Here is a 21,766-nt window from a genome sequence, read left to right as displayed (position 1 = left end):
GGTGTTAATCTAGTAAGCTCATACTCAATAATACTTTTATAATGGATAAGACATGGACGACAATACAATAGCTAGGCAGCCTCTAGGATACTTTCCAACGCCACTGATCGAATTGACTCGACTAAGTAAAAAGCTGGGCGGTCCCAAAATCTTTATGAAACGCGATGACAATACAGGATTGGCGCTCGGCGGTAATAAAACGCGCAAGCTTGAATACATCATGGGTGATGCTCTAAAGCAGGGCGCTGATACGGTGATTACCGCGGGCGCCGCACAGTCCAACCACTGTCGTCAGACGGCAGGAGCGGCGGCGAGTTTAGGTCTTGAGTGTCATTTGGTACTAGGCGGCAAAGAGCCACAACAGGCTGGCGGTAACTTGCTACTCGATAAAATATTTGGCTGTCATATCCACTGGGCAGGCGCCAATCGCAAGGGCGAGGATATTCCTGCACTCGTTGATCAATTAAAGGCAGAGGGTAAAAAACCTTACGTTATCCCGTATGGTGGCTCGAACGAGCTTGGCGCTACTGCTTTTGTACAAGCATTTAAAGAGATGGAGGCGCAGCGTCAAAGTATGGATGTGACCTTGACGCATATAGTCTTTGCTTCAAGCTCTGGGGCGACTCATGCAGGACTCATGATAGGCAATAAAATGATTGGTAGCGACTGTCAGATTATCGGTATTAACATCGATAAAGGGGAGATGGATAAAGTCCCTTTTGATCAGCACATTATTAATCTAGCCAATAGCACAGCAAAGTTAATAGAGGCTGATATTAGCTTTTCAGATAATGATTTAATCTTAAACTCTGATTATGTTGGTGAAGGGTATGGCGTGGTTGGCGCATTGGAGAACGAAGCTATCGAGATGACCGCGCAGATTGAGGGCATTTTGTTAGACCCTGTGTACACGGGCCGTGCTATGGGCGGGCTCATTGATATGATACGCACAGATCAGATAAAACCCAGCGATAGCGTATTGTTCTGGCATACAGGCGGCGCGCCTGCGCTATTTGCTTACTCAGATGATTTGGACGCTGCACAAAAGGGTTAATTCACAACGAGCGACTCATTCAACGCTTGATGACTTACCTCAAACCAAACGTGGTTTGAGGTTTTTTAATATCTAAAGGCATAAATTGTTCAATTAGAATCAGTAAAGTCCTGTTATTTAATAAGTCTAAAATCTCAGCTTATAGTCGGCCTTTACTATATAGTGGATATTGAACTTAGTTAAGAGAGCATTTTATGAAGCGCGCTGATCAACTACAACCGCTATCTCGCCAGCATCATCTGGGTCTTAACTTGTCTCGTCATGCCAAACAGTGTCTTGATACGCCGCAAGATATTGACAAACATTGGCAAAACTTGACCACTTATCTCAACGAGATGCAAAGTCATTTTGAGAGTGCAGATCATTCAATCAAGGCGGCGTTGCAGCCTTATAAGGATACTAACCCTAAGGTAGCAGCCGTACTGGCTACGCTTAATGAGCAGCAGCGCGCCTTGCGTACATTCATGACTGATATCCCAAACGGGCAAAAGCTGCATACCGTTACGGCTAAACAAGTCAGGGAATTGGGCAACTTATTGTATGATCACATGCGTTTTAAAGAGCGTGAGCTATTTCTTATTGCCCAAGAGTTTTTAAATAATGAGCAGCTCGATAATATTTATGACGCGAGCGCAGATAATGTTAAACGTATAGATGAGAATCGCTAAACTCCAACGATGTGATGACGGCTAGGATCTGTCTTAATAGAAATGTTTTTAACAACTGATAGCGGTAAATAATCCTCGCTGACATGCGCTTTTGGATAAGTTGTAGCTATCCAGTCCCTATAATTATCTACCGTCAACACTTGGCAATATACTAAGTACAGCACCTGTAGCGCAATGCTACGCGAAAATCCCATGATGCAATGAAAATGAATGACAACTCCTGTCTCACTTGCCAATGCTTTGTCTGCTTCTATTTTTTTTATTTGTTTAAATAGCTCAATCATCTCATCGCTATCAATGTCTACAAATGATTGTAGATCTAAGATAGGAAAGTAAAGGTAACATAAATTTGCATTGGTATGATCAGTCAATGCTTTTTTGGCAGGTGAGTAATGACTATTGGCTTCTACCGCGCAGTCAACGATTACGACAGCTTGGCTGTCTAAGGCACTATAGAGATTATGACTTAGCACATTGAACACTTTAGCGCTGGCAACTGAATATACACACTTATATTCTGATAAATGATGCGGCGTCTGCTTGGCTTTTTGCGGATAAACACTATAGCGCTGCACGACATACCACATTAGATAATAACCACTTAACACGGGTGCAAATGCTACCCATGCTTGCGCATTCAAGCGACCTTGCTTATCCTTTTTAAACCATTTTTTAACATGATTAGGATACTGATAAAGCCAAGCTAAAGATAAGAAGCTCATAAGCCAATACCCAGCTAATAGCAGGCAGATTATCTCAATAAACTCATTTGTCTGACGACTCAATAGATAACCGAGTACAGATAGAAGTATAAATCCCGATACGGCAACGGCTACATACTTTAAAACGAGGTTATTTCTAAGGTTATTTGCAAGCCATATAACAGATGCGGCGAGTAAACAGCCACCAATGATATCTAAAACGTGGTGCTGATAAGTAAATACAGTAGAGACGATGATGAGGCTACAGACTACAAACAGTAGCGCTCGATAAATAACGGAGCGATAAACTTCCCATAGAGTAGCGCCCAGCACCAGCGCGTAAGCGACATGCAATGATGGCAGCTGATTAAAGGGCTTGTCCGTAAGGCCTAAAAACTGATAGCCAAAGCGCGTCCAATCAGTAGGCAGAGGACGCACAAAACTAAATCTTGCTGGAAACAGGTAAAAAATCAGGCAGCCTAAGACAGTTGCTAAAATCAATCGGCGCGTAAGCAAAGATAATTGCCAAGGCGTTTTTACCACAAAAAAACTGGCGCAAAACAACAAAATCGACCAGCTATAAGGCACGATCATCACAGGTATAAAGGGTATAAACGTATCAAGCGGCACTGATAACTCATAAATAGTCTTGGGGACTAGGCTAAAGGTAAGGTGCTGCTGAATATCGTCAAATAAAGTGTGAGCATAAAAGTTGGTCACCGTATACAAAAGCGCAAATAGCCCCAAAGCTATAGTCAATGAGAGTCGCCTCGTTTTTTTCTGTACCTTGTTTAGGCTCATAGCATCCTATGGTCAGTTCAATGTAAAAACGGTACCGTAAGATTAGGATGGTTTTTGCAGCATCACGCAGCGTAGGCACAGCATGCTAGACAAAATTATTCTAATCTTGCGATGTTCAACGTATTTATTTTAAATGTATTCATTTATTTGATATCAACTATAGTTATTTTTACAAGTTAAAGACACTCAAAACAAAACTACTATTCGAGATTGCAATTGATATCGACATAATTGCAGTACGAAAAAAACTGATATTAAAAGGTGGCGTTATGGGTCAAATCAGCGAGTGGGTATTGTCTATTATGGCCAAGTTTGGTTATTTTGGCATTATCTTTGCAATGTTTGCCGAAAATGTCTTTCCGCCGATACCGTCTGAGGTCATCATGCCAGCGGCTGGTTTTGCCGCCTCCAAAGGGGATCTTAGCCTAGTCTTGGTGATTTTGGCAGGGACACTTGGCGCGGTACTTGGCGCATTGCCTTTATACTATTTAGGGCGAGTATTTGATCAAGAGCGTCTGGCAGCATTTACCGACAAGTACGGCAAATTTGTATTCGTAAAGGCGCAAGATGTGATGTCCGCTAATGACTGGTTTGATCGTCATGGCAAAATGGCGGTATTTTTTGGGCGGATGGTGCCAGGAGTGCGCTCACTTATATCTATACCTGCAGGTATGAATAAAATGGCAATAGTGCCATTTTTAGCATTAACAGCATTGGGATCAAGTATTTGGACAACGGTATTAACTTTAGCAGGCTATTACCTGGGTCAAAACTATGAGGTTATTGAAGGCGTACTTGCCCCTTATTCTAAGATAATAGGTATCGCAATAGTGATTGTGATCATTGGACTGGTGATTAAACGACGTTTAAATGACCAATAATGATAATAATATCCTGACAAATGTTTTTAATTATTGCTCTTAACTTATTGATAACTATAAATAAAAAAGTTTTTTGTAAACGTATTTATTATTCGTATAAACGGATGTTATATATGAATTTATTTAAATATTAAATCTTAATACATGATTATATATAGCTTGAGAGCAGTTTAATTGATTCTAAAAGACGCCAAAATATGGTGAAAGCACTGTTGTCAATCATCTTGTATGAAAGTTGGTATCATAATTGCTTACGTTTACATCAATAAAAAATATGTTATAAATAACCTGTCTACAAAAATCAAGGATGAATGGAGTGACAGGTCTAAAATTCTATACCAACGGTCATATCATGACTAAAGCTGACAGTATGAACCAAAAGCTTATCACTTTAGCTCAGCAATACGACACATCGTCGGCAGCTGTCATTATGGATATGAATATTAAACCAAGATATTGTCATCGATATTTAACTTGCCTTACGACTAGTTCAAAAATTATGTTGCGCGCAGCAGTCGTTATTTTAAACCAACACTTTAAATACGAGTTTAAAAATTAGGAATGATGACAATGTCAAATTACGAGTTAAATGTGGTAGTAGATGACTTCCATTATTTAGAAGGACCGCGCTGGTACCAAGATGCCTTGTGGTTCGTCGATTTTTATACTAAAGGCGTGTACCGTATCAATGATGCTGGCGACGCTGAAAAGATCGTCCATGTTGAAGAACAACCCTCAGGCTTAGGCTGGTTACCTGATGGTCGTATGTTAGTGGTCTCCATGAAAGATCGAAAGATACTACGTTTAGAAGACGATGGCGAGCTAGTCGTTCATGCGGATATCTCTAAGCATTGCGGCGGACATGCCAACGATATGGTGGTTGCGCTAAATGGTAATGCTTATATTGGTGATTTTGGGTTTGATTTAACAGGCGGTGAGGACTTTAAAGAAACAGGGTTAGTGCTGGTTAGACCTGATGGTAGCTCACAAGTAGTCGCCGAAGGGTTATGCTTTCCAAATGGTATGGTCATCTCAGCAGATGAAAAGACCTTGATCGTCAACGAGATGTTTGGCAATAGAATCTCGCAATTTGAGGTGTATGATGATGGCACCTTAGGACCAAGACGAGACTTTGCAAACTTTGGCGAGCTTGGTGATGAGCCAGATCTATCTAAGCGTGTTGAGCGCGCTCAGATTCTACCCGATGGTTTGACCTTAGATCAAGAAGGCGCGGTTTGGATTGCCGATACTCTCAATCATCGCGTTGCACGTATCAAAGAGGGCGGGGAGATACTAGAGGTTGTCGAGACGGCCCCTGAAGGCATCTTTGCAGTCATGCTTGGCGGAGCTGATGGCAAAACGCTATTTATGTGTGCAGCGCTCGACTGGAATGAGGAGTCGCGCAAGGCTGAAACCAAAGGGCGCATGTTATCTACGCGAGTTGCAGTCGCTCACGATGGGACACCCTAAAATAAACTTTTATCATTGAATTAAGAAGCAACGACAGCAATGTGGTTGCTTTTTTTGTTTTAAGAAGAGCTCTTTTAGAGAGTGTCAAAGGGCAAGCAAATATCTTGTTTTATCCCTAAATATAAAGCAATATGAGCTATATTATATAGAGTCATCACCTACAAGGACGTCTTATCATGGCTACAAATACACTCCCTTTATCTGGCAAACTCATCCTAAAGTCAACGATGCTGGGTGCATCAGTAGTTGCGCTACTAGCCAGCTCAGGCTGCGCGACCGATTCTTTGTTGCAAGATAACAATACAGTGAGCGAGCGCTCTGTCAAGACCCTGCTATCGCAAGACCAAATCATCGCTTTTGGGCGTCCTGCGCAAATACTGCCTAAAACGCCAAATGCGACGATGGTCATCGTTGGTGAAAAGAACAGCTACGTGCTAACCCAAGGTGGAACTGAAATGGTCAATCTGCTGACCAATCTGACCCCAAAAAATATCCAAGTCGAAAACGATATGAGCTTTACCGTACCAAATAATGATGGCTACTTTCAAGGTCAAATGAAGCTGTCTTATGCCAAATTAAAGGACGAGTTTGCCCGCAGTGATTATCAATTCTTTTTGCAAAACGGCGGACAAGATTGTACCTCTGCCAGTGATACGCGTATCAATGCCCAGCGCTTTTGTTTTACCGTACCAGTCAAAGGTGCTATCTACCCACAAGTGAGCAATTTGAGCATGATTCAATCGCAGTACCGTGCTTTGAGCAAACCCTATACTGTGACCTTTTATGGTCAAACTAAGCAAACCCAAGTCAATTCAGGCGGTACGAGTACGGCTGGTAAGCTAGTGTTATTGCCTTTTGCGCTGGCCTTTGATGTGGTGACTTTTCCAATACAGCTGTTAGATAGTATATAAATTTTTTACTCTAAGCCGTTTGTACAAGCAAACACCGTCTTTCTAATCTAAAGAAAGGCGGTATTTTTTTGTTTAATTAAAGTTAACCTAATGGTGTAATTATTAAGTTTTTATGATAAATTATGATGGGTCATAAGGTAATTCTTAATAAAAGGGAGACTTAATAATGAAAAATCTGATTTTACTAGCGGGCGCGGCGAGCGTGTTGAGCGCTTGCGCCGTACAAAATCCACCTACAAGTGTGAGTACGCCTACGGCACTAGCAGCAGATATGATCGTGACTAATGCCAAAGTTGCGGTAATGGATGACAAAAGAAGTATCGCTCAAGCCATAGCGATAAAAGATGGCAAAGTACTGCGTACGGGCAGTGACAAAGATATATTGCGTCTGCGTGATGGTGATACTCAAGTCATCAATGCTGATGGCAAAACGGTGATACCAGGACTTAATGACTCGCATTTGCATGTTACGCGAGGTGGGCGCTTTTATAATTCAGAGCTGCGCTGGGATGGGGTTACATCACTCAAAGAAGCTTTGCGCATGCTAAAAGAGCAGGCGGATCGGACGCCTGAAGGACAGTGGGTACGGGTTATTGGCGGCTGGTCCCCTTATCAGTTTGAAGAAAAGCGTATGCCGACCATTGAGGAGATCAATGAGGCGACAGGTGACACGCCAACTTTCGTATTGTATCTCTACAGTCGTGGCTGGCTCAATCAAGCGGGCCTTGACGCCTTGGGTATCGATGAAAATACCAAACCGCCTAACAATCAAAGCCGCTATGAAAAAGATAAAAACGGCAAGCTGACTGGCGTATTGCTAGCAGAGCCTAACGCCATGATCTTGTACCAAGTCATCGGTAAACTGCCGCCTTTATCTAATCAAGAAAAGATCAACTCAACCAAGCACTTTAACCGTGAGCTTAATCGTTTTGGTCTGACCAGTGCTATTGATGCAGGTGGTGGCGGTCATACTTATCCTGAAGATTACGAAGCGGCAAAGACACTCGCAGAAGCAGGAGAGTCATCTTTACGTGTCTCCTACTATCTATTCCCGCAAAAGGCAGGCGAGGAGCGCGCCGCTTTTGAGAAATGGATGGCGAACAATACCGCAGATGTCAATGAAGATAGCGATCTTGAACACGGCTACGAGCTAAAGGGTGGCGGTGAGTACATGACATGGGCGGCAGGCGACTTTGAGAATTTTTTATCTCCTAAGCCTTTGATCAAAAATAACGAAGGCTGGCGCAAGCAAACCAAAGAGATTATTCAGATGCATGTCAACGAGGGCTGGTCATTTAGACAGCATTCGACCTATGGCGAGAACACCGCCCTTATCGTCGATTTGGTTGATGAGATTGACCGCGAGAACAATGGCAAAATTCGCAATGAGATGCGCTGGGCAATTGATCATGCCGAAACTGTCAATGATGAAACGCTTAAAGAAATCAAACGTCTAGGCGGCGGCATATCGATACAAGATCGCATGGCCTATGCAGGCGAGTATTTCTTAGATCGTTACGGCGCTGAGGCTGCTAGTACTTCGCCACCATTCAAAAAGATATTTGATATGGGTATTCCACTTGGGGCAGGTACTGACGGTACGCGGGTTTCAAGCTACAATCCTTGGATTGCGCTGTACTGGATGACGACAGGCAAAACCGTTGGCGGCACGCCGCTATATGGCAAAGACAATGTGCTCTCTAGAGCCGATGCACTAGAGGTGTATACCAAAGGCAGCGCTTGGTTCTCAAACGAGGAGACGGTAAAAGGTACGCTTGAGCCGGGTATGTATGCTGACTTTGCACTATTGTCTGATGATTACTTTAGTGTTCCCGATGAGAAAATCAAAACTATCGAAGCTGATCTCACTGTCGTCGGCGGTGACGTGGTATATGGCGCCGGTAAATACAGTAAGCTTGCGCCAACACTAGCGCCTGTGATTCCAAGCTGGTCTCCGGTAAAATATTACGGCGGATATCAAAACGCCAAGTAAATTATTGAAATTGCGATAAAGAATCGGTCTATTATTAGGCCGTTTTTTTGTATTGGTATTAACCATTCAACACGCTCTAGGATTTTGGCGCGTAGGCAGGTACAATACTAGATATACACAGAGACTTATTAAGCAAAGGACAGGCATGTAAGATACTTACGCGCGCTGTCCTTATTTTTTCGCTTTTTTATTGGAGTTATCATGTCACTTGCTCAAGCGTCGTCAACCGCTCACTCTGCTACTGTTTTGGACGGCAAAGCCCTTGCCAAAGAGATAGAGCAGCAATTACAGACCCGCGTTGCAGCGATCAAAGCCAAGACAGGACGCACGCCAAGCCTTGCGACGATATTAGTCGGTGCTGATCCTGCTTCTGCCACCTATGTCCGTATGAAAGGCAATGCTTGTAAGCGTGTCGGTATGGACTCTATCCGTGTTGAGATGCCAAGTGAGACGACGACTGAGCAGCTGATGGCAAAGATTGATGAGCTTAATAACAACGCTGATGTCCACGGTATTTTGCTTCAGCATCCAGTGCCTGAGCATATCGATGAGCGTGCCTGTTTTGAGCAGATCGCACTAGCAAAAGATGTCGATGGCGTGACCAGTTTGGGCTTTGGTCGTATGAGCATGCAGCAGCCTGCTTACGGCTCGTGTACGCCCCAAGGCATCATGCATTTGCTCGCGCATTATAATATTGAGCTGGCAGGTCGCGAAGCAGTGGTCGTAGGTCGTAGCCCCATCTTAGGTAAGCCGATGGCGATGATGTTATTAAATGCCAATTGTACGGTGACGATTTGTCATTCTAGAACGCAGGATTTGGCCGCTCATGTACAGCGCGCTGATATCATCGTCGGTGCAGTAGGCGTACCTGAGCTAATCAAATCAGAATGGATAAAAGCAGGCGCGGTCGTTATTGATGCAGGCTTTCATCCAACAGATGACGGCGGCGTTGGAGATATTCAAATGCAAGGGATAGCAGAAATAGCCAGTGCTTACACGCCAGTACCAGGCGGCGTTGGACCGATGACTATCAATACCCTTATTCGCCAAACAGTAGAGGCCGCTGAAAAATCAGCAGGGTTGGCACTCAAAGTGTAAACGTATTAAATTTTCGCTGAGCATTTCTACACTGATCGCCAGTACCTAAAACGTTTGAGAATGTACTCACTTAAACTATCATTACCAGTAGGTAGAATCTGAAATGACTAAAAGAGATGTAGATATTCATAAGCGACTACAAAGTATCGGCAGAGAATTTTTAGATGTTGCGCATTACATTATATTGTTTTTGATCAGTGTGGTAGTCATCTGGACTGCAGGCAAAGAGTTTATTTATATTGTTCAAAAAGGTTCAGCGGCTTTGAAAGATATTTTAATGCTATTTATCTATCTTGAGCTGCTCGCTATGATCGGTATTTATTTTAAAACCCATCGTCTGCCTGTTCAGTTTTTGATATTCATTGCGATTACCGCTTTATCACGACACTTAGTAGTTGATGTGCAGGCTGTATCGGATTACTTTCATCTATGGCTACTGGCAACCATCTCTATAGCTATCTTGGCGTTGAGCGCGTCTATTGTCGTTCTAACGTGGACGGCAAAAACGTTTGGTCGACCAGAGGATAATATTCAGCGCCAACATACAGATACAACACTAAAAACACTACTGCCGCAAAATGCTCAAAATTCAAATAACGAGCCGAAATCTGATCATAAATAAGGGCTTCTAAAAATTATACAGCTGGCTAAGCTATAGTAGGTAGTGCTGTGTTATATAATGCTCTATAACCATTTTAACCTTTTAAAGTTGTAGTACAGATAACTACACAGTGCAAGGATAAGTCCCATGATGACCAGATAAGAGTACTTCCAATGTAGCTCTGGCATAAAGTCAAAGTTCATGCCATAGATACCCGCAATAGCCGTTGGTACCGCCAAGATACCCGCCCAAGCTGCCAGCTTACGCACCACTTCGTTCTGTCCCATGTTGACCATGGCCATATAGGTATTCATCACCACGCTGAGCATCTCATTGAGACCATTAATGGCGTCTAAAGAATGTAACAGATGGTCGTTCACATCACGAAAGTAGGGTTTAGCTGCTTGTGAGAAGCCTGAGACCAGCTCGCTCTTTTTGTGATTGATAAAAAAGCTGCAGATGTCTTGTACGGGCAAGATAATAGCGCGCATATGCACTAGTTGTGATTTGAGCTCATAGAGGTTTTTTAATGTGCTCTTATTAAACTCATAGGTAAAGACATAGCGCTCTTGCTCGCGCAGATACTGCCCTAAGCGATCGGTGATAGGCATATAGTTATCGACGATAAAATCGAGAATGGCGTGCAAAACAAAGATAGGCCCCATACGCAACTTCTCAGGGCGACGATGGCAGTGCTCGCGCACAGGCGCGTAGGAATTTGAGGGGCCATTACGAATGGTAATCAGATAGTTTTTGCCCATAAATATCGCAGTGGTGCCATAGCGAATAACATTGTCCTCTAACTTGGCAGTACGCAGAACGACGAACACCATGTCATTATCATAGTTCTCAACCTTAGCGCGCTGATGATCGGCAAAAGCATCCTCAATCGCCAGTTCATGGAGTCCAAAGGCGTCTTGTACCTTTATCATGGTCTCAAGGCTGGGATCATAAAGACCGAGCCAGATAAACTGACCGCTATTACTTAGAGCGCGGCTGACATCGTTGAGTGCCACTTGAGTGATCTTTTCACCTGTTTTACGTGAGTAGGAATAGCAGCTGACGACTTCATCAATGCTGGTATATTCTATATCTTCATAGCGCTCAGAATCTGGATCATAAACCGTCATGGTCTCGATAGTATCTGCAAGCGTGCTATCAGCGTCGCCATAGATATAGCTGTCATAATCAGCGATATAAGGCTGACCTGAGTAGATATGTTTGAGGTTGGTATCAGGGGTAATATGGGTATTGGTTTTTACCGCAAGATCGTCGTTATCCATCATCTCTTATCCATGCCTAAACTAAAGAGCGAAGCGTTTTAGCGTATCGATATCGACTAAGGTCAGTAAGCTCTCATGACAAGCCTCTAGTTTGATTTGCGGAGCAATATCAAAATCGAGCGCCTCAACCCAGCGCAGCGCGCAGATACACCAGTAGTCACCAGGTTTGAGACCAGCAAAATTATACTCAGGTAACGGGGTGATCAAATCATTGCCACGATCGGCTGAAAAGCTCAAAAATTCACTAGTCATCTTGGCGCAGACAGTATGCTGACCGACATCAAAGTGACCTGTGTGACAAAATCCATTACGGTAGTAGCCAGTAATAGGATCAAAGCAGCAGCTAGCAAGAGCGGTGCCTAATACGTTGGTTTGGTTGATATCGGGACTTGGATGGTGGTCAATCGACATAAGATTTCCAGATAAATGATAAGTAAGCGCTAGTGTACCATGAGTCTATCTTGCTGCCATGGCAGATTTTATATCTAGGTTGACTGCCAATGGTAAAGCTTAAGCCAGCAGGCATTAGCGCCGCAGGCGAAAGAATATAAATAATCAGTCGTTATTGGCGTTAATTATGGCTAGGCGAACTCTAGTCGCTATGCTAAACTTAGGCGCAAAGTGCTTAAATAGCAAAGTATTAAGAACAGGTACTTGGTTATATAACCAGTAAAAAGCATTTTGATTATCTATTTTAGCCTCTCAATAATCTCTATTGCCACCGTTTAGGTATGACCTAGTTTTGGTATTAATAATTTTAGTATCATTAGGCAGATAGTGTTGTGTGCTAAAAACTTTTATTTGATCGTCACCTTTTATCATACTGCGTTTTTGGTAAGCGATATACCAAACAAGGATTCATTGTGCCTGCTAGTTCTGATTCTGCTCAATCTAATGCTCTGCCGACTCTAAGCAGTGCTCACCTTAGCCAATTTGCAGGAGAAACAGCCAATCATTGGCTACTGCCTGATGGCGTCGTTGACGTCTTATTTGATGATGCGCAAAAGCAAGAAATCCTGCGTCATCAATTGATCCAGCAGCTCATCACCCATGGCTATCAGCTGGTTAATCCGCCGATAATTGAGTTTACTGAGTCTCTGCTAAGAGACGCCTCAGAGGATCTAAAAAGGCAAACGTTTAAGATTATCGATCAGCTGACTGGGCGTTTGATGGGGGTGCGCGCGGATATCACTCCGCAGATTTTGCGTATTGATGCTCATCACGGCGGCAGAGCAATCGCTCGCTACTGTTATGCAGGCGACGTTATTCATACGTTGCCATCGGGCTTGTTTGGCTCGCGTACGCCGCTGCAATTAGGCGCTGAGATTTTTGGCTGTCATGCTATTGACGCCGATATCGAGCTGATAGATGTGCTGATGACGATGATAACGGCGCTAAAAATGAGCGCTAATTTGCACATTGACTTAGGTCATGTGGCTATCTTTAAGCGTCTAAGCGAGCTAGCTGAATTATCAGATAATGATACTGAGCAGCTCATGTATCTCTATGCCAACAAGAACTTGCCAGAGCTTAAACGAGTCTGCCAGTCCCTGCCGATGGGCACAGATTTTTATGTCCTAGCACGCAATGGACACGATACCGAGCAGCTATTGGCAAAGCTATCAGATGATGCCAAGCAAGACAAACAAATTGCTAGCGCGATCGATGAGCTACAACTGCTTACAAGCCATCTACAGGATAAATGGCGATGCGATGTGAGTATCGATATTACTGAGCTCTCAGGCTATCACTATCATACAGGCATCGTCTTTAACGGTTATATCAATAGCGAGACCCAGCCTTTAGTGCGCGGCGGACGATTTGATGGGATGAGCGGTAGTCAATTATCGAACGAGCCTCTATTGAACGAGCTTAAGCGCGCGGCGACAGGGTTTAGTATGGATGTCAGTCGCCTGCTAGCTCATGTCAAACTAGATGATGCCACCGTTGTCCTTGTAGATTACCAAGCGAGCAGTAATGCTGACGCGAGTCAGAAACAGGCGCTACAGCAAAAAATAGTACAGCTACGTGAGCAGGGCAATCGCGTGACTATGCCGTTAAATGAGCAAGATAGTCCGCAGGGCATGACGCATCGACTCACACTGCATAATAATGACTGGCAATTGATCGCTGTTTAAACATATAGCATTTATAACGGCACCAAAAGTTTATTAAATACACTCGTACCGTTTTATAGTAGCGCAATTATCAGATGTATCAGTACTACCAAAGGTAAGCTGATAAGTTTGAGAGTAAGCTGGTTTAAAACGAGTACTCAATACAGTAGCGTAAGGATTTATCATGGGTAAGAATGTCGTAGTTTTGGGTAGCCAATGGGGCGATGAAGGCAAAGGCAAAATCGTTGATTTGCTGACTGAAAAAGCCACTGCCGTTGCACGTTTTCAGGGCGGTCATAACGCAGGTCACACCTTAGTGGTCGACGGAAAAACGACTATTTTGCATCTGATTCCATCAGGTATCCTACGTGAGGGCGTGACTTGCTTTATTGGTAATGGCGTGGTGCTAGCGCCTGACGCTTTGCTCAAAGAGATGAGGGAGCTTGAGGCTAACGATGTTCCGGTACGCGAGCGTTTGCGTATCTCGCCCAATTGCCCACTTATCATGCCGTATCATGTGGCACTTGATCAAGCTCGTGAAGCTCGCCGCGGCAGTGGCAAAATCGGTACGACAGGTCGCGGTATTGGTCCTGCCTATGAAGACAAAGTCGCTCGCCGTGCAATCAAGCTTGCTGATCTGTTCCGTGATGATCTAGAAGAAAAACTACGTAACCTTATTGAGTATCATAACTTTCAGTTGACGCAGTACTATAAAGTCGATGCTATTGACTTTGATGAGACGCTCAAGCTGTGCCAAGAGTGGCGCGAGGAAATCAAAGGCATGGTCACTGATGTCACTGAAGATTTGAATCAGTTGCGTTTAGCGGGCAAGAATTTGATGTTTGAAGGCGCGCAAGGCACGCTACTCGATATCGATCATGGCACTTATCCGTTTGTCACCAGCTCTAGTGTTACCGCAGGCGGCGTCTCTACGGGTACGGGTATCGGTCCTTTATACTTAGATTATGTTTTAGGTATCACAAAGGCCTATACCACCCGCGTCGGTAGCGGTCCGTTTCCAACGGAGCTGTTTGATGATGTGGGCGCGCATCTTGCCCGCGTTGGTCATGAGTTTGGTGCGACGACGGGACGTGCGCGTCGCTGTGGTTGGTTCGACGCCGAAGCCCTGCGCCGCGCTGTGGTATTAAACTCATTGTCAGGTATCTGCTTGACTAAGCTTGATGTATTAGACGGTTTAGAAGAGCTGATGATCGGTGTGGGTTACAATCTGCCAGAGACTGAATGCGCAGGCGCTCATGATGCCGAGTTTTATGAGTCTGTGACGCCAAAGTACGAAACCTTGCAAGGTTGGAGCGAGTCAACAGTCGGTATCACTAACTATGATGATCTGCCAGAAAATGCCAAAATCTACATCAAGCGTATCGAAGCACTCATCGATTGTCCTATCGATATTATCTCAACGGGTCCTGACCGCGAAGAGACTATCGTACTGCGCGATCCGTATGATGCTTAATTGATATTTTGCTGACAGTAAATAAATAGCTTTGATTTAAAAGGTCTCAATAAGTATTGGGACTTTTTGTTTTTGGGTCTATAGTTATCTTTTACTAAGGGACAATTATAAATTATCCCTATCATTTATAGCGTCAATCATTATAATAGGCAGCAATCACACGTTTAGGCGCAGATATACGCATTAGTATGCCTAAACGTCATAGTGATCACAGATATTTACCCTTTTTATTCACATTTTATTAGGAGCTACACATGGCTAACGAACGTACTTTATCTATTATTAAACCTGACGCGGTTGGCGGCAATCATATCGGCGCAATCTATAGCCGCTTTGAAGACGCGGGCCTAAAAATCGTTGCCGCAAAAATGATGCAATTAGATGACGAAAAAGCAGGCGGCTTTTACGCTGAGCACGCTGAGCGTCCATTTTATAACGATCTAAAATCATTCATGATGTCAGGTCCAGTACTCGTATCAGTACTAGAAGGCGAAAACGCTATCGCTCGTCATCGTGAAATCATGGGCGCAACCAACCCAAAAGACGCGGAAAAAGGCACTATCCGTGCTGATTTTGCTAGCAGCATCGATGAAAACGCCGTTCACGGTTCAGATTCAGCAGAATCTGCCAAACGTGAAATCAGCTACTTCTTCAACGATGATGAAGTCTGTGCGCGTACCCGTTAATTTGTATCGCTGGTAACCACTAAAGCGATATAGAATATTTAAACGGCTTATATCTTATGGGTATAAGCCGTTTTAGCGCTTTGTTGTTGAAATTAGCGACCATTTGCCTCATCATCTGTATTTACATAGCGTTATCAATCCCTTATCAGCATGTTCTATTATTCAATACAAAAAGCACGCTCATAACGGATTGCTTATGCCGCATTTCTAGCATGATGATTTATATACTTGCATCTCAATACTTGCGCCGCTTATGAGTGGGTGCAAAAAAGGTATTTATTATGTCAACGATTCAAACCATTCAAGCGCCGACTCAGCATGTCCCTGCCAAGACTACAAGTATCAAGCTAGTAGACGAAGCAAAAGCCAAGACCAATCTACTTGGTATGACGCAAGCGCAACTGGCCGAGTACTTCAAGAGTATAGGCGAGAAGCCGTTTCGCGCCACCCAAGTCATTAAATGGATCTATCAGCACGGTGTCACTGACTTCGATCAGATGACCAATCTAAGTAAATCCTTACGTGATAAATTATCACAAAATGCCTGCGTGACACCGCCAAAGGTAATTCATCGTCAGTATAGTAACGATGGCACGCGTAAATGGGTGTTTGAAGTCACAGGCGGCTCTTTGGTTGAAACCGTATTGATACCGGCAGATGACAGTAAAGAAAACGGCCGCAAAACCTTATGTATATCCTCACAAGTGGGCTGCGCGCTGGATTGTAGTTTTTGTAGCACCGGCAAACAAGGCTTCGAGCGTGATTTGAGTGCCGCTGAGATATTAGGTCAGTTGTGGGTCGCTAATGCCTCTTATATGACTGATGACAATGACAGCTTAGAGCATGTCGATCATAGTTTGTGGGAGAACAACGTCACTAACGTGGTGATGATGGGCATGGGCGAGCCGCTCCTCAACTACACCCCTGTGGTTAGCTCTATGGAGCTGATGCTCAGTGATCATGGCTATGGCTTATCCAAGCGCCGCGTGACCTTATCAACGTCAGGCGTGGTGCCCAAGATGTATGAGCTGGCGCAAGATATCGATGTGGCGCTCGCTATATCCCTGCATGCGCCAAATGACGAGCTACGTAATGAGCTGGTACCTATTAATAAAAAGTACCCGCTTGAGCAATTGATGGCCGCTGCTCGCAACTATGTCTATGAGGTCAATCCGCGCCACAAAAAACATGTGACGATAGAGTATGTGATGTTAGATGGTGTCAACGATAGTAATGAGCACGCGCGGGAATTAGTCGCTTTACTGGGTGATCTGCCTAGTAAAATAAATCTGATTCCGTTTAATCCGTTCCCACATGCCAATTACGACAAATCAAGTAATAATCGCATTCATGCCTTTAGCAATATTTTAAGCGAAGCTGGTTTTGTCTGTACTATACGTCAGACGCGTGGCGATGATATTGACGCCGCTTGTGGTCAATTGGTCGGACAGGTGGCTGATCGTACTCGGCGCTCAGCGGCGTGGCAACAAAGTATTAAAGATAGAGAAGAGAACTGAGGCTAGTAAGTTGTCTTTTTATGGCAGTATAATATTCACTTGGCAAAGTAAATTGTACTTATAGACTGCAAATCTATTAAACTGATGCTGCACCGTTTCACAGTGTTGACAATCACCAAAGATCTTATCGCGTTAGAGTGCCTGAGCTGTACGCGATAACTAAGGTGAAAAACCTGTTTTGAATAATCGTTTAATGGTAGCTTTAATGATGCTTAAATACTTATATCAGCCCAAATGCTCTTTTTTAACTCATAAAAGTACACACTGTAGACAAAGCTTTGCGACTTATAAACTAGTGACGGCAAGTGTCGTTCTCTTATCTGTGGCAGGATGTCAGAGCAGTCAAAATACAGACTTGCTCGGTGGTACGCGTTATCAGACCACAACGCAGGCAAGCGATAATCGTAGTGTCGATAAGCAGGAAGTAGCGCGCGTTCGTACCACGCTTGCTGCGCAATATATCCGAAAAAATGAGCTGGATACCGCGCAGCGACAACTCGAAAAAGCTTTTGCTGCCGATAGCAGGTACGCGCCTGCCTATGATATGATGGGCGTTTTGTTACAGCAAGAAGGCAGCCGCATAAATTTGCAAAAGGCGGATCAGTATTTTAAAAAGGCGATCACCTTAGATCCTGATTTTGTGCAGGCGCGTAACAACTACGGTGTTTATTTATCACAGATGGATCGCTATAAGGAAGCCGCTGAGCAGTTTGAGATTGCAGGCGCGACTCTCGGTTACGAAGGCCGGATCGGCGCGCTTGAAAATTTGGGGCGCACCTACCTTCAGCTCAATGATAATCCAGCTGCAGCAAAAGCATTTTTGCGCGCACTAGACGGTAACCGTAGTAGTATTATTGCCCATATCGAGCTGGTTGATCTGCTCCTTGAGCAGCAGCGCGTACAGCAAGCACAACGACTCTATGATGAAACTTTAATATTGGTGCAAGGGCAAGGCGTAAGTCCACGACTTATGCTTCAAGGCATCAAACTTGCTGACGCACAAAACCAGATATCAACGCGCCAGCAGTTAGCGCAGCAACTTCTATCCGCTTATCCACTCAGCGATGAAGCAAAACAACTTAAGAATTGGCTTAATAACCCAGAGGCTCCATGGAAATGACCACCCCTTCATCACATCAATCATCTGGCGCTCAGGGATCATTCGGTGCTATGTTGCAGCAGGCGCGAGCATCAAAGCAGATCAGTTTAGACGAGGCTGCTAGCGAGCTATTTATATTAAAGCGTCACCTGCAAGCATTGGAGAATGAGAACTTCTCTGATTTGCCGCAAGTTGCTTTTGCGCGTGGTTTTGCGATTAATTATGCTAAGTTCTTAGATTTGGATCCAATCAAAGTCGCAGATAGCTTTGATGCCGCTTACCCTAACGAGCTCAAACAGCACTCGATCAACAATATCGACTCGCCACTTAGACCTATGGGTACTTTGCAGCGCGATACGCACAATCGTATCCGTTTTAATCCTATGCTTGTTATCGCTGTGATTGCTCTAATTATCCTAGCGATATTCTTGTATCGTATGGTGAGCAATGCTACCAGCGATAACGCTCAAGAGCCAACGCCGCTATCAGAGGACATCTCAGTTGCTGAGCAGACTCAAGGCGCTGCAATCGATAACCAAGATACGGTTGGCGCTTCAGGATCGGCGCTTAATTTAGGTGAGCCTACGACTAATGCTCGCTTGCCACTTGTGGTCAGTATTACCGATCCCGTCGTCGTCAATATTACAGACGCTGCAGGCAGTAGCCTTATGACAGGTGATCAGACTGCGGGTACTTATGAGCTTTTAGGCGCGCCGCCTTTGAACGTCAATATCAGTGATACCGCTGGTGTCAGCATGACGTTTAATCAAGAGCCAGTTGCTATGGATGAGTATGCAGCGGGCGACCAAGCCAGCTTCATCTTAAATCCATAAGCTTATAAGCTTAAATAAAACGCCAAGCTTAGCGGTATCAATCGATTGCGATTTTTAAATAAAGGATGTTTATATGTCTATGCCTACACCTATTAACCGTCGTCAAACCAAAAAAATCTATGTTGGCGATGTGGCAATCGGTGGCGACGCGCCTATTAGTGTACAAAGTATGACCAATACTGACACCTGCGATGTTGCAGCTACCGTTGCTCAGATTGAGCGCTGCGTTGAGGCTGGGGCTGATATGATGCGCGTATCGACGCCGACGATGGATACGGTCGAAGCCTTTGGCAAGATTCGCAAATTAGTTAGTGTGCCGCTAATTGCCGACGTACATTTTGATCATAAAATTGCTTTAGCAGTAGCAGAGGCGGGCGCTGATTGCTTGCGTATTAACCCAGGTAATATCGGTAGCGATGCCAAGGTACGTGAAGTAGTCGCTTGTGCTCGTCATCATAATATTCCGATTCGTATTGGTGTCAACGCAGGCTCGCTCGAAAAAGACATTCAGCGCAAATACACCGAGCCGACTGGGGAGGCGATGCTTGAGTCGGCCATGCGTCATATCGATATCTTAGATCGTCTAAACTTTGATCAATACAAAGTCTCAGTCAAAGCCAGTAATGTATTTTTGACGATGGATGCGTATCGCCTGATATCTGCGCAGATTGATAATCCGCTGCATTTGGGCGTGACTGAAGCGGGCGTCTATCGTACTGGCGCGGTCAAGTCAGCTATTGCATTAGGCGGTTTACTACTTGATGGTATTGGCGATACGATTCGTATATCGCTCGCCGCAGAGCCTGAAGAAGAAATTAAAATAGGTTTTGATATTCTAAAGTCCCTTAATATTCGCTCAAATGGCGTTAACTTTATTGCTTGTCCAAGCTGCTCGCGCCAAGAGTTTGATGTGATTAGAGTCATGACTGCCCTTGAGTCGCGTTTAGAGGATATACGCGAGCCGATGAATTTATCGGTTATAGGCTGCAAGGTTAACGGCCCAGGTGAAGCTAAAGAGGCGGATATAGGAATTGTGGGTGCAGCGCCCAAATCTTTGGTCTACCGCATGGGCGAGAAGAGTCATCTGATTGATACCACCAACTTAGTTGATGAAATCGAAACGATGGTGCGTGAGCATGCTGATAAGCTTGCCAAAGCACGCGAAAATGAGATTATCAGAGTCGGATAAGCAGTCGAGTAGCTTAAAAACTAGCACTAAATAGTCTAGCACTAAATAATAATGATAAAGTACAAGTGATTCTTAGGGATATAAAGGCACCATGATAAAAGCGATCAAAGGGTTTAACGATATCTTGCCAGAACAAGCGGCAAAATGGCTACGTTTAGAGAAAATACTAGCAGAAGTACTCGCTAGATATGGTTATGAACATATCCGTTTGCCTATCGTTGAGCAGACAGATCTGTTTGCAAGAGCGATAGGCGGCGCAACCGATATCGTCGAAAAAGAGATGTATAGCTTTATTGATAAGTCTGAGCCACCAACGCCGCTTACCTTGCGCCCAGAAGGTACGGCAGGAGCGGTACGCGCGGTCATCGAGCATAATCTATTGCGCGGCGATGCACCCAAATTGTGGTACATAGGGCCCATGTTTCGTTATGAGCGTCCGCAAAAAGGCCGCTATCGTCAGTTTCATCAGCTCGGTGTCGAGAGCTTTGGTAGTGCGTTACCTGATGCCGATGCTGAGCTGATCGCCATTACTTATCTTATGTGGCAAATGCTGGGTCTCAAAGACGAGATGCAGCTGCAACTTAATAGTTTAGGCGAGAGTGATGAGCGCCATGCTTATCGTGATGCGCTGGTTAGCTATTTGACTGATAAGCAAGATCAGCTTGACGAAGATAGCAAGCGCCGATTGAGTACCAATCCACTACGGATATTGGATAGTAAAGAGGCGAGCACGCAGGCTCTCTTAGCGGATGCACCAAAGCTTGCTGACTTTTTGGGTGATGAAAGCACAGCTCACTTTGAACAAGTCAAAGCTTATTTAGATGAGTTGGGCATTGAGTACGAGATTAACCCGCATTTGGTACGGGGCCTTGACTACTACAACAAAACCGTCTTTGAATGGGTGACTGATAAGCTTGGTAGTCAGGCGACGGTGTGCGCAGGCGGGCGTTATGATGGGTTAATCGGTCAGCTAAAATCTATGGATACTGACAAACCTGCTAAGTCTGAGCCTGGTGTTGGTTTCGCTATGGGTCTGGAGCGTCTGCTTTTATTAATAGAAGCAGTCGCACCTTTTGATGACGTCGCTGCATGTGATGTCTTTGTGGTTGCGCACCCTGATGTCTATAGCGCAGGCGTACGTTTTGCACAAAATCTGCGCTATGATAGAGCGGACTTGCGCATAAAAATGGGCGGGGCAACGAGCCTAAAAGCACAAATGAAAAAAGCGGATAAATCGGGTGCTAGATTGACCGTCATTATCGCGCAGCAAGAGCTTGATGAGCAGACCATTAGCATCAAAAATATGCAAACAGGCGAGCAGCAGACGGTCGAGCAGCAGTGGTTATCGAGTACGGATAATTTTTCGATTTAGCGACGATAGTAAAGACGA

At 44.5% G+C, this 21,766-nt stretch carries 19 protein-coding genes; 16 read left to right on the top strand and 3 right to left on the bottom strand.

Features of this window, described 5'->3' with window-relative positions; genetic code table 11:
* Window positions 1-52: 52 nt before the first annotated feature.
* Together ACTXGE_RS11750 and ACTXGE_RS11745 are read left to right on the top strand one after the other, a co-directional pair.
* Entirely contained in the window at window positions 53-1,054 is a 1,002-nt protein-coding gene (locus ACTXGE_RS11750) for a D-cysteine desulfhydrase family protein (RefSeq protein WP_443541415.1), read from the top strand.
* A gap of 194 nt (window positions 1,055-1,248) precedes the next feature.
* On the top strand, window positions 1,249-1,722 hold the full coding sequence (locus ACTXGE_RS11745) for a hemerythrin domain-containing protein (RefSeq protein ID WP_443541416.1): 474 nt from the start codon (window positions 1,249-1,251) through the stop codon (window positions 1,720-1,722).
* Here the strand turns inward: ACTXGE_RS11745 and ACTXGE_RS11740 are convergent.
* Window positions 1,719-3,224, bottom strand: coding sequence for a phosphatase PAP2/dual specificity phosphatase family protein (locus ACTXGE_RS11740; RefSeq protein ID WP_435950546.1), 1,506 nt, complete (start codon window positions 3,222-3,224; stop codon window positions 1,719-1,721). The two genes, ACTXGE_RS11745 and ACTXGE_RS11740, sit on opposite strands and share 4 nt — an antisense overlap.
* 269 nt (window positions 3,225-3,493) lie before the next feature.
* On the opposite strand from ACTXGE_RS11740, the gene ACTXGE_RS11735 reads away from it, so the two are divergent.
* The 6 genes from ACTXGE_RS11735 (at window position 3,494) to ACTXGE_RS11710 (ending at window position 10,199) form a co-directional block, all read left to right on the top strand.
* Window positions 3,494-4,105, top strand: coding sequence for a DedA family protein (locus ACTXGE_RS11735; protein WP_435950548.1), 612 nt, complete (start codon window positions 3,494-3,496; stop codon window positions 4,103-4,105).
* 570 nt (window positions 4,106-4,675) lie between these two features.
* Window positions 4,676-5,575 carry an SMP-30/gluconolactonase/LRE family protein gene (locus ACTXGE_RS11730; protein ID WP_443541417.1) on the top strand — a complete coding sequence of 300 codons (900 nt, stop codon included), beginning with the start codon at window positions 4,676-4,678 and terminating at the stop codon, window positions 5,573-5,575.
* 176 nt (window positions 5,576-5,751) lie between these two features.
* Window positions 5,752-6,486, top strand: a complete 735-nt coding sequence (locus ACTXGE_RS11725; RefSeq protein WP_443541418.1) for a YidX family protein — start codon at window positions 5,752-5,754, stop codon at window positions 6,484-6,486.
* 166 nt (window positions 6,487-6,652) lie between these two features.
* On the top strand, window positions 6,653-8,479 hold the full coding sequence (locus ACTXGE_RS11720) for an amidohydrolase (protein WP_443541419.1): 1,827 nt from the start codon (window positions 6,653-6,655) through the stop codon (window positions 8,477-8,479).
* Between the two features lie 201 nt (window positions 8,480-8,680).
* Window positions 8,681-9,577: a bifunctional methylenetetrahydrofolate dehydrogenase/methenyltetrahydrofolate cyclohydrolase FolD gene (gene folD / locus ACTXGE_RS11715; protein WP_443541420.1), complete on the top strand. Its 897-nt coding sequence runs from the start codon at window positions 8,681-8,683 to the stop codon at window positions 9,575-9,577.
* Between the two features lie 103 nt (window positions 9,578-9,680).
* Window positions 9,681-10,199, top strand: coding sequence for a phosphate-starvation-inducible protein PsiE (locus tag ACTXGE_RS11710; protein WP_443541421.1), 519 nt, complete (start codon window positions 9,681-9,683; stop codon window positions 10,197-10,199).
* Window positions 10,200-10,261: 62 nt separating this feature from the next.
* On the opposite strand, the gene corA is transcribed toward ACTXGE_RS11710, so the two are convergent.
* Window positions 10,262-11,464 (bottom strand): magnesium/cobalt transporter CorA, encoded by a 1,203-nt coding sequence (corA, locus tag ACTXGE_RS11705; RefSeq protein ID WP_443541422.1) that lies wholly within the window; start codon window positions 11,462-11,464, stop codon window positions 10,262-10,264.
* 18 nt (window positions 11,465-11,482) lie between these two features.
* Window positions 11,483-11,872 carry a DUF2237 family protein gene (locus tag ACTXGE_RS11700; RefSeq protein WP_317199939.1) on the bottom strand — a complete coding sequence of 130 codons (390 nt, stop codon included), beginning with the start codon at window positions 11,870-11,872 and terminating at the stop codon, window positions 11,483-11,485.
* Between the two features lie 452 nt (window positions 11,873-12,324).
* Here ACTXGE_RS11700 and ACTXGE_RS11695 point away from each other — a divergent pair, with 452 nt between their 5' ends.
* The 8 genes from ACTXGE_RS11695 (at window position 12,325) to hisS (ending at window position 21,748) form a co-directional block, all read left to right on the top strand.
* Window positions 12,325-13,599 carry an ATP phosphoribosyltransferase regulatory subunit gene (locus tag ACTXGE_RS11695; protein WP_435950563.1) on the top strand — a complete coding sequence of 425 codons (1,275 nt, stop codon included), beginning with the start codon at window positions 12,325-12,327 and terminating at the stop codon, window positions 13,597-13,599.
* A 163-nt stretch (window positions 13,600-13,762) separates the two neighbouring features.
* Window positions 13,763-15,052: an adenylosuccinate synthase gene (locus ACTXGE_RS11690; RefSeq protein WP_435950564.1), complete on the top strand. Its 1,290-nt coding sequence runs from the start codon at window positions 13,763-13,765 to the stop codon at window positions 15,050-15,052.
* A gap of 254 nt (window positions 15,053-15,306) precedes the next feature.
* The gene (gene ndk / locus ACTXGE_RS11685; RefSeq protein WP_435950565.1) at window positions 15,307-15,738 is read left to right on the top strand and encodes a nucleoside-diphosphate kinase; all 432 of its coding nucleotides are present in this window, start codon (window positions 15,307-15,309) and stop codon (window positions 15,736-15,738) included.
* A 281-nt stretch (window positions 15,739-16,019) separates the two neighbouring features.
* Window positions 16,020-17,255 carry a dual-specificity RNA methyltransferase RlmN gene (gene rlmN, locus ACTXGE_RS11680; protein WP_443541423.1) on the top strand — a complete coding sequence of 412 codons (1,236 nt, stop codon included), beginning with the start codon at window positions 16,020-16,022 and terminating at the stop codon, window positions 17,253-17,255.
* 193 nt (window positions 17,256-17,448) lie between these two features.
* Complete coding sequence (gene pilW, locus ACTXGE_RS11675) at window positions 17,449-18,375, top strand: type IV pilus biogenesis/stability protein PilW (RefSeq protein WP_443560313.1); 927 nt, start codon at window positions 17,449-17,451, stop codon at window positions 18,373-18,375.
* Complete coding sequence (locus ACTXGE_RS11670; RefSeq protein WP_317199945.1) at window positions 18,372-19,187, top strand: helix-turn-helix domain-containing protein; 816 nt, start codon at window positions 18,372-18,374, stop codon at window positions 19,185-19,187. Before pilW ends, ACTXGE_RS11670 begins: the two co-directional genes overlap by 4 nt.
* A 73-nt stretch (window positions 19,188-19,260) precedes the next feature.
* Entirely contained in the window at window positions 19,261-20,376 is a 1,116-nt protein-coding gene (gene ispG, locus ACTXGE_RS11665; RefSeq protein WP_435950573.1) for a flavodoxin-dependent (E)-4-hydroxy-3-methylbut-2-enyl-diphosphate synthase, read from the top strand.
* A gap of 91 nt (window positions 20,377-20,467) precedes the next feature.
* Window positions 20,468-21,748, top strand: a complete 1,281-nt coding sequence (gene hisS, locus ACTXGE_RS11660; protein ID WP_443541425.1) for a histidine--tRNA ligase — start codon at window positions 20,468-20,470, stop codon at window positions 21,746-21,748.
* Window positions 21,749-21,766: the final 18 nt, after the last annotated feature.

The sequence above is a fragment of the Psychrobacter sp. T6-4 genome (genome assembly GCF_052258425.1).
GTDB lineage: Bacteria > Pseudomonadota > Gammaproteobacteria > Pseudomonadales > Moraxellaceae > Psychrobacter.
This window is presented reverse-complemented; position numbering and strand designations above follow the sequence as displayed.

What these genes read in the sequence shown, in the direction of transcription:
- ACTXGE_RS11740 (WP_435950546.1), bottom strand. Translation starts at nt 3,224, where the DNA reads ATGAGCCTAAACAAGGTACAGAAAAAAACGAGGCGACTCTCATTGACT.
- ndk (WP_435950565.1), top strand. Translation starts at nt 15,307, where the DNA reads ATGGCTAACGAACGTACTTTATCTATTATTAAACCTGACGCGGTTGGC.
- ACTXGE_RS11690 (WP_435950564.1), top strand. Translation starts at nt 13,763, where the DNA reads ATGGGTAAGAATGTCGTAGTTTTGGGTAGCCAATGGGGCGATGAAGGC.
- ispG (WP_435950573.1), top strand. Translation starts at nt 19,261, where the DNA reads ATGTCTATGCCTACACCTATTAACCGTCGTCAAACCAAAAAAATCTAT.
- ACTXGE_RS11710 (WP_443541421.1), top strand. Translation starts at nt 9,681, where the DNA reads ATGACTAAAAGAGATGTAGATATTCATAAGCGACTACAAAGTATCGGC.
- ACTXGE_RS11725 (WP_443541418.1), top strand. Translation starts at nt 5,752, where the DNA reads ATGGCTACAAATACACTCCCTTTATCTGGCAAACTCATCCTAAAGTCA.
- hisS (WP_443541425.1), top strand. Translation starts at nt 20,468, where the DNA reads ATGATAAAAGCGATCAAAGGGTTTAACGATATCTTGCCAGAACAAGCG.
- ACTXGE_RS11720 (WP_443541419.1), top strand. Translation starts at nt 6,653, where the DNA reads ATGAAAAATCTGATTTTACTAGCGGGCGCGGCGAGCGTGTTGAGCGCT.
- folD (WP_443541420.1), top strand. Translation starts at nt 8,681, where the DNA reads ATGTCACTTGCTCAAGCGTCGTCAACCGCTCACTCTGCTACTGTTTTG.
- ACTXGE_RS11670 (WP_317199945.1), top strand. Translation starts at nt 18,372, where the DNA reads ATGACCACCCCTTCATCACATCAATCATCTGGCGCTCAGGGATCATTC.
- rlmN (WP_443541423.1), top strand. Translation starts at nt 16,020, where the DNA reads ATGTCAACGATTCAAACCATTCAAGCGCCGACTCAGCATGTCCCTGCC.
- ACTXGE_RS11745 (WP_443541416.1), top strand. Translation starts at nt 1,249, where the DNA reads ATGAAGCGCGCTGATCAACTACAACCGCTATCTCGCCAGCATCATCTG.
- ACTXGE_RS11735 (WP_435950548.1), top strand. Translation starts at nt 3,494, where the DNA reads ATGGGTCAAATCAGCGAGTGGGTATTGTCTATTATGGCCAAGTTTGGT.
- corA (WP_443541422.1), bottom strand. Translation starts at nt 11,464, where the DNA reads ATGATGGATAACGACGATCTTGCGGTAAAAACCAATACCCATATTACC.
- ACTXGE_RS11700 (WP_317199939.1), bottom strand. Translation starts at nt 11,872, where the DNA reads ATGTCGATTGACCACCATCCAAGTCCCGATATCAACCAAACCAACGTA.
- ACTXGE_RS11750 (WP_443541415.1), top strand. Translation starts at nt 53, where the DNA reads ATGGACGACAATACAATAGCTAGGCAGCCTCTAGGATACTTTCCAACG.
- ACTXGE_RS11730 (WP_443541417.1), top strand. Translation starts at nt 4,676, where the DNA reads ATGTCAAATTACGAGTTAAATGTGGTAGTAGATGACTTCCATTATTTA.
- pilW (WP_443560313.1), top strand. Translation starts at nt 17,449, where the DNA reads ATGGTAGCTTTAATGATGCTTAAATACTTATATCAGCCCAAATGCTCT.